A 16,806-nucleotide genomic window follows, 5' to 3' on the forward strand; every position below is an offset into this window, starting at 1 on the left:
TCATTCTGCCGGTTCGGATTGCAGAGCTGGTACGGCTTGCGCCGTGCCGTTCGGCTCCAGCCATGACGAGATCGACGACAGGAAGGCGTCGTCGGCCAGGATCGAGAAGTGGTCGTCGCCGATGACGCCGAGATCCACCGCCGCCGTCAGCCGCGCCTCCAGCGAAGCGCGCTGCGCCAGACGTCCGGATGTCCACCAGCAGGCAGGTTCGGCGGCGAGATCCGCAGGCCAGTCCGCCGCGTAGGCCAGCCGCGCGAGCTGCCGGCCAACGTTGAATGCACTGACGATCTCATCCGCGCCGAGCAGACGATCGCGCGATTGCACTGGCGTCGTTCCGATCACGCTCGCGATCAGGCTTCTAATTGCCGCGTCCGTATCGGGCTCACCAGTATCGCGCAGCACGGCGGCCTGCGATCTGATCGTGGCCCATTCCACGCCGGGCGCTGCCACGGACAGCAATCCGAGCAGATCATCGGTCCAGTGCTGCGTTGCCTGTCTCTCCGCTCGGCGCTGCGGATCTGGAACGAAGCTGTCGATCAGCCCGAGGCTCGCAACCTCATAGCCGCGGCGCTCCAGTTCTGCCGCGACCAAAGATGCGATCAGTCCGCCGAGCGACCAGCCGATCAGATGATACGGGCCATGGTCCTGCGTCTTCAGGATCTCCTCGACGTAGTCCGCGGCCATGGCGGTCAACGATCCATCGACAAACGACGGATCGATCAAGCTCCGGCATTGCAGCCCGATCAGCTGGCGGTGGCCCTCCATGCGGCGCGCCAGCGGCGCGTAGTCGAACACCGTGCCGAAGCCGCCATGGAAGCAGAAGACAGGCTCCGTGCCCGCCGCGACCGGCGCATTCAGCGGCAGCAGCGCCGATGGCCGCGCCGCCGGGCTCGCGGCGGTGCCGAGCAGCGCCCGGATCGTGGGCTTCTGCAGGAGATCGCGGAGCTTGATCTCGGTGCCGAGGATCGGCTCGCGACGAAGCCGTGCGATCACCTTCAGGCTCAGGATCGAATTGCCGCCGAGCTCGAAGAAGTTGTCGGTGACGCCGACCTGGGGAATGCCGAGAACATCCCCCCACAGCCGGGCCATCGCGATCTCGGCGGGACTTTCGGGCGCGACGAAGCTGCGGGCCCCCGCAGCCTCCGGCGCCGGCAGCGCCTTGCGATCGACCTTGCCGCTCGACAGCGTCGGCAGCCGCTCGAGCAGGACGATCCGGGCCGGCACCATGTAGGCCGGCAGGCTCCGGCGCAGCGAGGCCGCAAGACTCGCAGACAGCCGCTCGGCCGCAGAGCCAGCGGCATTGCGCGCATCCTTCGGCGCCACATAGGCGATGAGCTGGTTGCCTCCGGCTCCTGGCACGGCGAGCACCGCGGCCTGCGCCACCGCCTGTTCGGAGAGCAGCGCCGACTGGATCTCGCCGAGCTCGATGCGAAAGCCGCTGACCTTCACCTGGTCATCGCTGCGCCCGAGATATTCGATGACGCCGTCCGCTTCCCAACGCGCGAGATCGCCGGTGCGATACAGGCGAGCGCCCGGAGCGGACGAGAATGGATCCGGCACGAAACGCTCACCCGTCAGCCCAGCCCTGGCGTGATAGCCGCGCGCCAGACCGACGCCGCCGATATAAAGCTCTCCCGCTGCGCCGGCGGGCACCAGATTGAGCTGGCCATCGAGGATGTAGGCTGAGCGATTACCGACGGGGACGCCGATCGGCGCATAGGCCTTGTCACAGTCGGCATCGCCGTCGACTTTCCAGACCAATGGCGTGACGACCGTCTCGGTCGGCCCATAGCCGTTGATCAGGATCTGCGGCTTGAGCGTCCGCTTCACCTTGTCGAAGCCCGCCTTCGGCATCGCCTCGCCGCCGAACGAATACAGCTTCACCGGCGGCGGATGGCCGGTCTGCTCGACCCAATCGGCGACCTGCTGCAGATAGGCCGGCGGCAGACCGAGATGGGTGACGCCATGCGCGCGCGCGGCCTCGACGGTCTGCTCAGGCGTCCACAACTCCGCATCGCGCATGACGAGCCGTGCCCCTTGCGACAGCACCGTCAACCAGCGCTCGTGCGCCCCATCGAAAGCGAGCGACAGGAAGTGCAGCTCGCAGGATTGCGTGTCGAGCTCGTAGAGCGCAGCGGTGGCATGGCAGTGCATCGCCAGAGGCCCATGCGCGACTGCAACGCCCTTCGGCCGTCCGGTCGAGCCGGAGGTGTAGATCACGTAAGCGAGATTCTCCGGATGCAGGCCCGGCTGCGGCGGATGATCCGGCCCCGTCTCGAAGTCAAATCCCGCAAGATCGATGCGCGCCACGGCATCCGGCGCAGCCACGTCACGCGCCCCGCTCAGCAGCAACGCGGCGCCGCTGTCCTGCAGCACATAGGCGATACGCTCGGGCGGCAGCTCGGGATCGAGCGGCACATAGGCGCCGCCCGCCTTGAGCACGGCGAGCAGCGCAAGCATCGTCGCCTCGGTGCGCTCGACCACCACGCCGACGCGCTGATCCGGCGTCAGTCCGAGGCTGATCAAGTGATGCGCCAGCCGATTGGCGCGGCGCTCGAGCGCCCCATAGGACAGGCTACTCGCGCCAATCGTCAGCGCGATCCGCTCAGGATCGATCACTGCATGCTGGCTGATTGCCTCATGCACGAGCGGAACCGATACGGCGGACACTGCATGAGAGTTACAGGTCTGCGCACGCGCCACGTCCTGGCTGGTTGCAGCATCGATCGCGCCGACCACCGTCGCGGCGTCGCGCGTCAGAGCCGCGAGCAGATGCTCGAACTGCGCCCGGATCCGCTCCGCCTGGTCGGGCGTGAAGTGGCTCGGCATGTAGGTGAATTCGACCTGCAGCGTGTCCTCGACCATGACGGACAGGTCCATCGGGTAGTTGGTGACATCGACATGGCGCAGGCCTGAAAAGCTCAGCGAGCCGTCGCCGACGAGGCCACGATCGACGGGATAGTTCTCGAACACGATGATGCTGTCGAACATCGCCTCGCCGGCCCGGCCGGCCCAGCCCTGGATGTCATAGAGCGGCGTCTGCTCATGATTGCGGATCGCGGCGTTGCGGGTCTGCATCGCGCGCAGCCAGTCGCCGATCGTGGCGGCGGACGGCGGCGTCTCGATCATCGGCAGCGTGTTGATGAACAGGCCGATCATCTGCTCGGCCCCATCCAGGCTCGCAGGCCGGCCGGCGACGGTGACGCCGAACGTCACGGTGCTCTGGCCGGTGTAGCGTTGTAGCAGCAACGCCCAGACGCCCTGGATCAGGGTATTGAGAGTCACGCGCTCGCGGCGGGCAAACGCCTTCAAGGCTGCGGTCGCACTTTCCTCGAGCCTGACGTAGCACCGACTGTGGCCATGCGCGTCGTTGCGGCGGGCACCGAATGCGTCGGCCAACTGCGTCGGCTGCTCGAAGGCGGCCAGTTGACCCCGCCAGAAGCGCTCGGCCTCTCCCGCGTCCTGGGCTGCGAGCCAGGCCATGTAGTCCCGATAATGCGACGGCGCGGGCGCGAGCTGGCGTCCGGCATAGCTCTCCAGGACTTCACCGAGGAAGCGCGCCGAGCTCCAGCCATCCATCAGGATGTGGTGGTAGGTCCAGATCAAGCGGTGGCAATCATCGTCGATCCGCAGCAGACGCACGCGCTGCAACGGCGGCCGCGCCAGGTCGAACTCCGCGTCGCGCTCGCCGGCCAAGGCCGCCGACAGCTTGGCTTCGTCGATCGCTTGCCCGCACCAATCATCGATTTCGAACGGCAGGGACGCGTGGTGATAGACGGCCTGCAGTGGCGAGCCGGACAGCTCGCGCCAGAGGAAGCCCGTCCGCAGCATCGGATGCCGCGCAGAAACGTTCTGCCATGCGGTGCGCAGGCGCTCGGGATCGAGTCCGCGGATCTCGACGCTGATCTGGTTCACATAGACGCCGCTGCCGGCGTCGCGCAGGCTGTGGAACAGCATGCCCTGCTGCATCGGCGACAGCGGATAGATGTCCTCGATCAGGTCCCAATCGAGACCAAGTCGCGCGAGCTCGTCATCGGAAAGGCCAGCCAGCGCGCCACGTGTCAGGGCCGCCTTTGGCCGATCCTCCCGCGCTTCGCGGCTGACCGACGCTAAGAGCTCGATCGTCTGGTGCCGGAACACATCTCTCGGCTCCAAGAGAATGCCGGCACGCCGCGCGCGGCTGACCACTTGCAGCGAGATGATGGAGTCGCCGCCGAGCTCGAAGAAATTGTCGGTGACGCCGACATCGTCGCGGTGCAGCAGCTCGGCCCAGATCGCCGCGAGCGCAACCTCGGTCGGCGTGCGCGGCGCGACACGCGGCGTTTCACTCGGCCTGGTATCGGGTAGCGGCAGCGCCTTGCGGTCGACCTTGCCGTTCGGCGTCAGCGGCAGCTGCGGCAGCACCATCACGCGCGACGGCACCATGTAGTCCGGCAGCACCAAAACGAGCGCCGCGCGCAGCGCTGCACTGTCGACATCATCGCCGCTGACATAGCCGACCAGCTGCCGGCTGCCGCCAAGCTCCTGCGCCACCACGACGCTGTCGCGCACCCCCGGCTGCTCGCGCAGCCGCGCCTCGATCTCGCCGAGCTCGATGCGATGGCCGCGGATCTTGACCTGATGATCGGCGCGGCCGACATGGTCGAGCACCCCATCGGCCCGCCAGCGCGCGAGGTCGCCAGTCCGATACAGCCGTGCGCCGGCAGGGCCGAACGGATCTGGGATGAACCGCTCCGCGCTCAGCGCCGCGCGCCGCCAATAGCCACGGGCGAGGCCTTCCCCGCCAATGAACAGCTCGCCGACCACGCCGACCGGCGCGAGGTTGAGATCGGCGTCGAGCACATGCAGCGTCGTGTTGCCGATCGGCCCCCCGATGACAGGCCGTGGATCCATCGTATCGAGGCGGTGACGCGCCGACCACACCGTGGTCTCGGTCGGCCCATACAGGTTCCAGACCTCGCCGCTCAGCGCCGTCAGCCGCCGCGCCAGATCCGGCGCCAGCGCCTCGCCGCCACTCAGCAGACGACAATGCTCGGGCAACCAGCTCGCCGTCTCCTCATGATCGAGCAGCATGCGCCAGCTCGATGGCGTCGCCTGGATCATGGTCACGCCATGCCGGGCCACGATCGCCTTCAGCACTGCCGGATCATGCGCCGCTATGCGATCGGCGAGCACGATCCGCGCGCCATGTGTCAACGGCAGCCACAGCTCCAGGACGGCGATGTCGAACGACAGCGAGGTCAGACCGAGCACGCGATCCTCACGCGTGAGGCCCGGCTGCTCGGCCATCGTGGCCAGGAAGTTCGTCACCGCGCCATGGCGCACCATCACGCCCTTCGGCAGCCCGGTCGAGCCAGAGGTGTAGATGACATAAGCGAGACTTTCCGGATGTCCCTCGACATCGAGATTGCCGGCATCGCCGTCACCCTGCCCAGCCTCGGCATCGAACAGCCAGGCCTTCGCACCGGTCGCCTCAAGCACCGGCGCGAAGCGATCCTGCAGCTCCGCCTGCGTCAGCAGCAGCTTAGCTCCACTATCTCTGAGCATGTGGGCGATCCGCTCGGACGGATAGTCCGGGTCGAGCGGCACATAAGCTCCGCCCGCCTTGAGAACCGCGAGCAGCGCCACCATCATCGTGACGCTGCGTTCCAGCGCGAGGCCGACGACGACGTCGGCGCCGATCCCGTGTGCCTTGAGACGAGACGCCAGCCGGTTCGCGCGTGCGTTCAGCTCGCCATAGCTGATCGTCTCATCGCCGTGGACCAATGCGATGGCATCGGGGGTACGTTTCACCTGCGTTTCGAATTGAGCAACGAAACTGGTGAACGCCGCGCTCTGCAACGTGGCATTGACGCGCGCGAGCATCGCGAGATCATCGGCGGCATGGGCAACGACGTTTCCGACCTTCCGGTCCGCATCGCCAATGACCGCCGCCAGCAGCTGCACGAACGCCGTCTGCAGCCGGTGGATCTGGACATCGTCGAAATACTGCCGCTGGAAATTGAACACGAGCCGCAGCTCGCCGTCGAGGCCGACGCTGATGAACAGCGGATAGTTGCTGGTCTCCAGGATCTGTGTCCGGCTGGCGCTGAGATCGCCACGCTTCGTCTTCAGGGCCTGGTCGACCGGATAGTTCTCGAACACCAAGATGCTGTCGAACAGCGCGCGCCCAGCCCGGCCGGCCAGCCGCTGGATATCGGCGAGCGGCATCCAGCCGTGCTCGCGCAGAGCAAGATTCCGGTTCTGCAAATCGCGCAGCCAGGCGCCGACGCCCTGCTCCGGATGCCGGGTATCGATCACCGGCAGCGTGTTGATGAAGAGGCCGATCATCTCCTCGGCGCCGGCAAGGCCAGCGGGCCGGTCGGAGACCGTCACGCCGAAGCACACCGTATCCTGACCGGTTTGCCGCCGCAGCAGCTGGGCCCACGCCGCCTGGACGACCGTGTTGAGCGTCACGCGCTCACGGGTCGCGAAGTGCTGCAGCCTCGCGCTGAGATCAGGGTCCACGGCCATGGTCAGAGAGCCGTGACCGACCATGCCTGGGCCGACCGATGTGAGAAGGCTCGGCTCGTCGAGCTCGGCCAACGTCTCGCGCCAGAATGCGGAGGACGCGTCGTGGTCGCGCGTCTGAAGCCAGGCGATGTAGTCGCGATAGCGCAGCTTCTGCGCCGGCAGCGAGCCCTGCTCCAGTAGCAACATCACTTCGGCCATGAACCGGGCCGAGCTCCAACCGTCCATCAGGATGTGGTGATGCGTCCAGATCAGCCAATGACGGTCATCGTCGAGCCTGATCAGGCTGAGGCGCTGCAATGGCGGCCGCGACAGATCGAATCCGTCTGCACGCTCGCGGCGGGCGACCGCGTTCAACGCCTCGTCGAGCGCCGCCGGAGCCATCCCAGCCGCCCGCTCACGCCAGTCCTCAACGATGAAACGCATCTCTGCGCGGCGATAGACGACCTGCTGCGGCGATCCCGACAGCTCTCGCCACACGAAGCCGGTGCGCAGCACGTCATGGCGATCGGTGACCGCCTGCCAGGCCGTGCGCAGCCGCTCCGGATCGAGGCCGCTGATGTCGGCCGTCAGCTGGTTGACATAGAGCCCGGTGTCGTCGTCGTGCAGCGCATGAAACAGCATGCCCTGCTGCATCGGCGACAGCGGATAGACATCCTCGACCTCGCGCCAGTCGAGCGCGAGCGCATCGAGTTCGTCCTGCGTCAGCTTCGACAGCGGCACGTCGGATGGCGTCACGCCGCGGACATCGCCCGCGCAATGATCGAGCAACTCCTCCAGTGCTGCCTTGAAGCCGTCCGCGAGGCGGTCGACCGTCGCCGTGCGGTAGCGCTTGCGGCTGAAGCCGAACGACACTTGCAGACGGCCACCCTGCACCCGGGCATTGATTGCGAGATGGTGCCGCAATGGACTCGACGCAGCGCGCGACGGGCCCGCGCTCTCGGACGCCATGGTGAACAGCGCAGCTTCGTCGGTGCCGTCATCCAGCTGCCCGAGATAGTTGAAGCCGATGCGCGGCTCGCCACGGGCTGCCAGCACTTTGCGCTGCGAATCGGAGCCGAGATAGCGCAGCAGGCCGTAGCCGAGACCGCGATGCGGAACGCCGCGCAGCGTCTCCTTGGTCGCCTTGATCAGCGAGGCCGGATCGAGGCCGCCATGCACGAGCCGGACGGGAAACGCTGTCGTGAACCATCCGACCGTCCGCGACAGATCGAGTCCGGCCCCGATGTCCTCGCGGCCATGGCCTTCGAGCTCGATCACGACATCCGCACAGCCCGACCATTGCCACAGCGCCCGCGACAGCGCCGACAACAGGAGATCATTCACCTGCGTGCGGTAGGCCGCATGCGCAGGTCCCAGCAGTGGCGTAGTCAGTCCGGCCTCAATCTCCAACGTGACCTCATGCGCGTCGGCCACCGTATCGCGGCCGGCGTGGTCGTCGTCGCACGGCAGATCTTCTCTCGGCTTGATGGCCGTCCAGTACGGAAGCTCGGCCGCCAGTTCGTCCGATCCGGCATAGGCGTGCAGCGCTGCGCCCCACTGCGCATAGGCATGCGTCTTGAGCGGCAGCGCTACGCCGTCGTCTGCGCGGACGAGCTGCTCATAGGAGGCCGCGAGATCCTCCAGCAGCACGCGCCAGGACACGCCGTCGACGACCAGATGGTGAACAACGATCAGCAGCCGCTGCTCGCCAGGCAGATCCATCCCGACGACGCGGAGCAGAGGACCCCGCGCCAGCGAGAGACTCGCTTGGACCTCCGCGGCGAGCGCCGTCACCGCGTCGGCATCGGCGACTTCGCATGCGCTGAACAGGTCAGTGCGCCCGGACCGATCGTGCTCTGCACGCCAGACGCTCTCGTCCCGTTCGAAGCGTAACCTCAAAGCATCATGGTGAGCGACGACCGCCTCGACTGCACGTTCCAGCGCGGTCCAATTCAGTCGCTGACGCGACTGCAACAGCAAGGCCTGGTTCCAATGGTCGGGCGTCTCCAGCTCCTGCTCGAAGAACCTGAGCTGAATCGGCAGCAGCGGATGCGCTCCGATGATCGGGCCCTGCTCCGCCTGCGTCACCGACCGCAGCTCGAGGCGTGCCTCGCGGGCGAGCGCTTCGAGGGTCTGGTGCTTGAAGACATCGCGTGGCTCGATCACGAGACCGGCGCGACGGGCGCGGCTGACCATTTGCAGCGAGATGATGGAGTCGCCGCCGAGCTCGAAGAAATTGTCGGTGACCCCGACATCCGGCGCGCGCAGCAGCTCCGCCCAGATCGCAGCGAGCTTGGCTTCGTTCGGCGTTCGCGGCGCGATCCGCCCGGCCGTCGTCTCCAGCTCCGGAGCAGGCAGCGCAGCGCGGTCGACCTTGCCGTTCACCATCAGCGGCAGACGGTCGAGCACGACGATGCGCGACGGCACCATGTAGTCCGGCAGCCGCGCCGCCAGCGCCTCGCGCAGCGCAGCACCATCCAGCGCCCCGCTGCCGCTGACATAGCCGACGAGCTGGTGCCCTGCCCCGAACGCTCGTGCGACCACGGCTGCGGCGCTGACCGCGGGCTGCTGCAACAGACACGCCTCGATCTCGCCGAGTTCGATGCGGAAGCCGCGGACCTTCACCTGATGATCGACCCGGCCGACATAGTCGATCGCGCCATCGCTGCGCCAGCGCGCCAGATCACCGGTTCTGTAGAGCCGCTCGCCGGGTTGACCGAACGGATCGGCAATGAACCGCTCTGCCGTCAGCGCCGCGCGCCCGAGATAGCCGCGCGCCAGTCCGACGCCGCCGATATAGAGCTCGCCGGTCGTCCCCTCGTCGACCAGATTGAGGTCGGCATCGAGAATGCGCAGGATGGTTCCCGGAATCGGATGGCCGATCGGCACTCGCCGTCCGCTCTGCCGGCCGCACGTCCAGAATGTCGCGTTGATCAGCGTCTCGGTCGGTCCGTAGCGGTTGTCGAAACGGACCGAAGGGAAAACGGCCCGGACCTCGTCCATCAGTTGCACCGGCAGCGCCTCGCCGCCGGAGAACAGACGCGTCAAGCTCGTGCAACGCGCAACATCAGGCTCGGCGATGAACTGCGCAAGCATCTGCGGCACGAAGTGCAGCGTGGTGACGCCATGGGCGACGACCGCATCGATCAATCGCCTGGGCTCGCGATGCGCGCCCGGCGGCGCGATCGCCAGTCGCGCGCCTGATGTGAGCGGCCACAGCATCTCCCAGACCGCGACGTCGAAGCTGAACGGCGTCTTCTGCAGCAGGGTCTCGCTCGGCGCGAGTTGGTATTCGGCCTGCATCCATGCGAGGCGCGCCGCCAGCGCGCCACGGGTGCAGCCGACGCCCTTGGGCACGCCGGTCGAGCCTGAGGTATAGATGACATAAGCGAGACTTTCGGGATGCACTGGCATCGAGAGATCGAAGCCGTCGCTCTCCGCCGGGCGATCATCATCAGCCGCATCGGTCACGATCAGATCGGCGTCGACCTCGGCGCTCACGGCGCTGAAGCGGTCGTGCAACGCTGACATCGTCAGCACCAGCCGCGCGCCGCTGTCGCGCAGCATCATCGCAAGCCGCTGGCTCGGATAGTCCGGATCGAGCGGCAGATAGCCCGCGCCCGCCTTCAGGACCGCGAGCACGGCGACGATCATGTCGATACCGCGCTCGAAGGCGAGCCCGACCGGAACATCCAGATCGACACCGCGCGCACGCAGTTGCCGCGCCAATCGGTTTGCGCGCCGATTCAGCTCGGCATAACTGATACGCTCGTTCTCGGTGACCAGGGCGATCGCGGCCCGCGCCATGGCAGCCTGCCGCTCGAACTGCGCGATGACATCATCGAACTCGTCATGGGGCGCCTGTCCGACTGGCCCCGCGCTCCAGCCAAGGACGCGCCGCACACTGGCGTCGTCCAACCCATGCAAATCGGCGAGCGGCCGCGTGCTTGCGTCGGTCATGCGCGCGAGCAGACACGCCAGGGCCGCCTGCAGCCACTCGATCTGTGAACGATCGAACCGGCTGCGGTCATAGCGGAAGCCGAGCCGGATGCTCGCGTCCGTGACGAAGACGGCGATGGTCAGCGGGTAGTTTGTGATCGAGATCTGCTCCGCCCGGCTGGCACGCGGACCGTCGCCCGAGTGATCGCGCAGGACATCGTCGACCGGATAGTTCTCGAATACGAAGATGGTGTCGAACAGCGCGCGGCCGGCGCGGCCCGCGAGCCGCTGGATCTCGTAGAGCGGCATCCAGCCGTGCTCGCGCAGATCGACATTGCGGTCCTGCAGACTGCGCAGCCAATCGCCGACCAGCGTCTTGGGGCTGGTGTCGTCGAGCACCGGCACGGTGTTGATGAACAGGCCGACGATCTCATCCACGGCGGCGATCTCAGGCGGCCGGCCCGACATCGTCGCGCCAAAGCAGACGGCCTGCTGACCGGTCAGCCGCCGCAGCAATTGAGCCCACGCGCCTTGCAGCACCGTGTTCAGCGTCACCCGCTCGCGGCGCGCCAAGGCCTGCAGCCGCTCGGTCCGCGCGGCATCGATGACCAGGTCGATCGATGCATGACCGGTCGCCGCAGGCTCGGGCGCACCAAGCGCGTCGCCCAGCAGCGTCGGCTCTTCGAGGCGTGAGAGGAGTTGCGACCAGAACGCGCTCGACGCGTCCTGGTCCTGCCGCAGCAGCCACGCGATGTAGTCGCGATAGCGCCCCCGCACAGCGGTGAGCGAAACACCCCGGGCCTGCTGCATGATCTCTGCGATCAGCCGCGCCGCGCTCCAGCCGTCGAGCAGGATGTGATGATGCGTCCAGATCAGGCGATGAACGCCGCCGCCGAGATCGATCAGACGGACTCGCTGCAGCGGTGGCCGCGACAGATCGAAGCCGGCCTGACGCTCCTCATGCGCAGCGGCGGCCAGCGCGCTGTCGCGCGCGGCGGCGTCCATCCCAGCGACACGGTCGCGCCAGTCTTCCACAACGAAGGGCACCGCGATCTGGCGATAGACCACCTGCTGCGGCGCGCCGGACAATTCGCGCCAGACGAAGGCCGTCCGCAGCACGGCGTGGCGCGCCGTGACCGCCTGCCAGGCGGCCTGCAACGATGATCCGTGAGCCCCGCTGATGTCGACCGCGATCTGGCTGACATAGCTGCCGCTCTCGGCGTCACGCAGCGCGTGGAACAGCATGCCCTGCTGCATCGGCGACAAGGGATAGATGTCCTCGATCCTGCGCCAGTCATGGGACACGCCAAGGAGATCGAGCTCGGACTGGCTGAGCCGGGACAGCGGAACATCGGACGGCGTGATGCCGTGTGCGCCGCTCGTGCAATGCGCGACAAGCTCGCGCAATGCCAGGGAATAGCAGGCCGCCAGTCGTTCGATCGTGGCGCGACGATAGCGCCTGCGGCCAAAGCTGAACGTCAGCCGCAGCTCCCGATCCAACACCTGTCCGTTGATGCTGAGCCAGCGGCCGAGCGGCGCGCTGGCGCTACGCGCGGGCCCGGCACTTTCCGGCGCGAGGCTGAACGCACTCTCCGCGCCGAGGCTCGATCCGAACTGGCCGAGATAGTTGAAGACGATGCGCGGCTCCGCCACGCTCGCCAAAGCCTCGCGCTGCGCTGGACTTCCACAATAGCGCAGAACGCCATAGCCCAGCCCACGTGCCGGAATGGCGCGGAGCTGCTCCTTGGTCGCCTTGATCAGCGTTGCATCGTCGCTCGCGCAACCAGACAGGCAGACGGGAAAGGCGGTCGTGAACCAGCCGACCGTCCGCGACAGATCGACACCATTGAACAGGTCTTCGCGGCCGTGTCCCTCCAGCTCGACGAGGATGTCGTCGAGCCCGCTCCAGCGTCCGACCGCCCTCGCCAACGCCGCGAGCAGCAGATCATTCACCTGCGTGCGATAGGCCGCAGGTGCATCCTTCAGCAGCTTCGCGGTCAGCTCCGCGTCGAACGCGATGACGACGTCCTCGCCATCGGCCACGCGATCGATATCGCCATGGTCGTCGTCGCAAGGCAGATCGACTGCGACACTGCGCGTCGACCAATAGTCGAGCTGGCCAGCGAGCTCCGCGGTCGCGGCATAGTCTGCGAGACGCTGGCCCCATGAGCGCACAGATTCGCTCTTCGGCGGCAGCGCGATCGCCATGACACCCTGCGCGGCCTGACCGTAAGCAGACGCGAGGTCCTCGAGCAGAATGCGCCAGGACACGCCGTCGACGACGAGATGGTGCAAGACGATCAGCAGCCGTTGGCTGCCATCCTTCATATCCATTCCGACCAGACGCAGCAGCGGTCCTTGCAGCGAGAGACTCGCCTGTGCGGCCGTCGCAAGCCGCGTGATCTCCGCCGCATCCGCAACGCTGCGCGTCCAGAGCAGATCGGTGGATAACGGCGCCTCACCATACTCCGCCTGCCACTCACCGTCAGCCTCCGCGAACCGCACCCGCAACGCGTCATGCTGCGCCACGACGGCAGCGACGGCCCGGGCCATGGCTGCCCAATCCAGCCGCGCATTCGGCTTCAGCAGCACGGCCTGATTCCAATGATGGCGCTCGCCGGCTTCCTCGACAAAGAAGCGACGCTGGATCGGCAGCAACGGCACCGGCCCTTGGTCGGGCTCGGTCGTCTGCTTCGCGAGATCAGGGGCCTGCTCGCTGCGCGCAACTCGGGCCAGTTGTTCGAGCGTCTGATGCCGGAACAGATCGCGCGGCTCGATCGAAAGGCCGCGTTGGCGGGCACGTCCCACCACCTGAAGCGAGATGATGGAGTCGCCGCCGAGCTCGAAGAAATTGTCGTGCAGGCCGACGCGCGCCTGTCCGAGCATCTCGGACCAGATCGCAGCCAGCGTCGACTCCGTCGAGGTCTGCGGAGCGACGTAGTTCGTGTCGGCAGCAGGAACCGTGGGGAGCGGCAAGGCATCGCGGTCGATCTTGCCATGCGCCGTCACCGGCATCTGCGCCACCGACACGATCCGCGCGGGCACCATGTAGTCGGGCAATTCTGCCAGCAGAGCCGCGCGAAGCCTCGCCTCTTCGAGCTCGCCTTCGCCGCAGACGTAGCCGACCAGTTGCTGGCGTCCGCCGAGCTCGTGCGCCACGACCACGGCCGAGCGTACCCCGCTCTGCTGGATCAGCCGCGCCTCGATCTCGCCGGGCTCGATGCGGAAGCCGCGGATCTTGAGCTGATGGTCGGAGCGTCCGACATAGTCGATCACGCCGTCCTCGCGCCAGCGCGCCAGGTCACCGGTGCGATACAGCCGTGCCCCCGGCTCACCATGGGGATCGGGAATGAAGCGTTCGGCCGTGAGACCCGGACGATTCCGGTACCCGGTCGCGAGCCCCTCGCCGCCGACATACAGCTCGGCAGTGACCCCGACGGGAACGACGTTGAGATCGCCATCAAGGATGTAGGCCGAGCGTTGCCCGACCGGCCGGCCGATCGGCGCGTAGGCGCAGTCGATGTCGGCATCGGCATCGACCTTCCAGACCAACGGCGTCACCACCGTCTCGGTCGGGCCGTAGCCGTTGATCAGCTTGCGTGGCCGCAGCGCCTGCCGGACCTTGTCGAAGCCCGATTTCGGCATCGCCTCGCCGCCGAATGAATACAGCGACACCGGCGGCGGATCGCCACGCCATGCCGCGAACTCGGCGAGCTGCTGCAGATAGGCGGGCGGAAAGCCGGCATTGGTGACGTTCTGCGCACGCATCACCTCGAGCGTCTGCTCGGCAGACCAGAGATCGGCGCCCCGCATGACCAGCGCCGCGCCGCAACACAACGCAGTCCACAGCCGCTCATGCGCGCCATCGAAGGTGAAGGAGAGGAAATGCAGCTCGCGCGACTGCCGGTCCATCTCATAGAGCTCGGCCGTCGCCGCGCAATGCCCCGCGAACGGTCCGTGCGCAACAGCGACGCCCTTCGGCAGGCCGGTCGAGCCGGACGTGTAGATCACATAGGCGAGACTCTGCGGATGAACGTCGATCGCTGGATCGATGTCGCTGCCCTCGCCGGACAGCGCGCCGACGTCAAGAACGTTCACGCCCGGCATCGCCGGTCCTTGATCGTCAGTCGCCGCAACCAGCACAACTTTGGCGCCCCCATCGCGAACCGTCGCGGACTGCCGCGCCGGCGGGTGATCCGGATCGAGCGGGAGATACGCCGCGCCGGCCTTCAGCACCGCCGTGAACGCCGCGACGAGCGCGGGCGAGCGTTGCATCGAGATGGCGACGACATCTCCAGGACGAACACCCTGCGCCAGCAGATACCGAGCCATCGCGTTGGCGCGCCGATTGAGCGCCTCATAGCTGATCGTCTCGGTGCCGAACACCAGCGCCGGCGCGGCCGGTCGCTCCTCGGCATGCCGCGCGAACATGCTATGCACCGGCACGAACGGCCCTGAGGCGCGCGTGCCCTCGTTCCACCGCCTGATGTCATCGCGCTGGCGTGCCGAGAGCAAATCGAGCGTCGCGATCGGACGTATGCAGTTCTCGGCCATCGTGTCGAGGATCGCACGCCAGTCGCAGGCGAGACGGTCAATGGTCGAGCGGTTGAACAGCGCGGTGGCAAAGGAGAACACGGCGGAGACGTCGCCGGATGGCAACTCCTCGGTGTCGAGGGCCAGATCGAATTTGACGGTCTCGATCTCCGGCGCGATCGCCTCGATCCGCAGCTCCGCAGCAGCCGGCCCATGCGACGGATCACGGCGGCGCTGATGATTGTAGAGCACTTGGAACAGCGGGTTCTGGCTCAGGCTGCGCTGTGGCTGCAGAGCGTCCAGCAATCGCTCGAACGGCAGGTCCTGATGCTCCTGCGCCTCGATCGTGACCTCGCGCAGCGCGGCAATGAAATCCGCGATCGTGCGCTGCGTATCGATCTGCGTGCGCAACACCTGTGTATTGACGAGCAGCCCGATCAGCCGCCGCGTCTCCGACCGGTCGCGGTTGGCGATGGGAACGCCGACGCAGATGTCGGACTGTCCGCTGTACCGGTGCAGCAGCAGCTTCAGGCCTGCGAGCAGAACGACGAAGATCGTGGTCTGGTGCCGCTGCGCCAATGCCCGCAGGCGGTCAGCCAGGGGACTGCCGAGCGAGAGTCGCACGACATCGCCGGATTGATCGGGCTCCGCGGCGCGGGCGCGATCGAGCGGCAGCTGCAGCATCGTCGTGTCGCGTAGCCGGTTGGTCCAATAGCGAAGCTGCCGCTCGCCCTCCGAAGCGCCCATGCAGAGCCGCTGCCAGGCAGCGAAATCGCCGTAGTCGACGTCGAGTGCAGGCAGTGCATGCGCCTCGCCTCGTAGCTCGCAATGATACAGCTGCCAGAACTCGTCGGTCAGCACCTGCAGCGACCAGCCGTCGGCCACGATGTGGTGCAGCGTGACCGTGAGGATGTGATCCTGATCGCCCAATTCGAGCAGCGCCGCACGCAGCAATGGACCGGACTCGAGGTCGAATGGCTGTGCTGCCTCGTCTCGCCGCACCCGCGCGGCCTGCTGCTCGCGATCCTCGCCGCCAAAGATGATCCGGCGCAGCGCGACCGGCTGCGGCGCACAGACGATCTGCTCAGGCTCGCCGCCGTCCTGCCGGAACACGGTGCGGAGCGAAGCATGGCGCACCACCAGCCGATCGAGCGCCCGCTGCAGGGCATCGATGTCGAGCCGACCGCGCAGCCGGATCGAGACCGGCATATTATAGGCCGAGCTGCCCGGATCCATCCGCCACAGAAACCAGAGTCGGGATTGGGCGAACGACAATGGCGCCCGCTGCAGCTGCTGGCGCGCGATCGGCAGGATCGACAGATCGATGCCCTTCGCGGCCAGCTGCGTCAGGAAGGCCTGCTGCTTCGCAGGCTCCAGCGACGCGAGGCGCCGGGCGATCTCGCTGAGCTGCTGCTTCTGAACTCCGGACTGATCATTCATGGGCGAGCTCGACTTCCTTCAGCAGATCGAACATGGCGGCGATGTCGCCACTGCGCGAATTCTCAGGTGGATCGGCCACCAGCACCGACGCCATTCGCTCGACGGTCGTCAGCTCGAACAGGCGCTTCAAAGGCAGGTCGCGCGCGAGATCGCGCTTGATGCGGCCAACGAGCTGAACCGCGACCAGCGAGTCGCCGCCGAGCTCGAAGAAATTATCGGTGACGCCGACATCGTCCCGGTGCAGCAGCTCGGCCCAGATCGCCGCGAGCGCCGCCTCCGTCGGATTGCGTGGCGCGACACGCTGCGTCTCAGTCGGTCGCGCATCTGCCAGCGGCAGCGCCTTGCGGTCGACCTTGCCGTTCGGCGTCAGCGGCAGTTGCGGCAGCACCATCACGCGCGACG

At 67.1% G+C, this 16,806-nt stretch carries 2 protein-coding genes (1 of these 2 only partly in view); both read right to left on the minus strand.

Annotation, left to right across the window (positions count from 1 at the left end; genetic code table 11):
* The gene (locus BRAD285_RS22580) at window positions 1–16,404 is read right to left on the minus strand and encodes a non-ribosomal peptide synthase/polyketide synthase (protein WP_006610943.1); all 16,404 of its coding nucleotides are present in this window, start codon (window positions 16,402–16,404) and stop codon (window positions 1–3) included.
* A protein-coding gene (locus BRAD285_RS22585) for a non-ribosomal peptide synthetase (protein WP_006610944.1) crosses the window boundary here: on the minus strand, window positions 16,397–16,806 show its end. Its footprint extends 6,163 nt past the window's final position; the window shows 410 of its 6,573 coding nt (coding positions 6,164–6,573); its start codon lies beyond the right edge, outside the window — the gene reads right to left on this strand; it ends in the stop codon at window positions 16,397–16,399. The genes BRAD285_RS22580 and BRAD285_RS22585 overlap by 8 nt, the downstream gene beginning before the upstream one ends.

This window comes from Bradyrhizobium sp. ORS 285 (assembly GCF_900176205.1).
Taxonomy (GTDB): Bacteria; Pseudomonadota; Alphaproteobacteria; order Rhizobiales; family Xanthobacteraceae; genus Bradyrhizobium.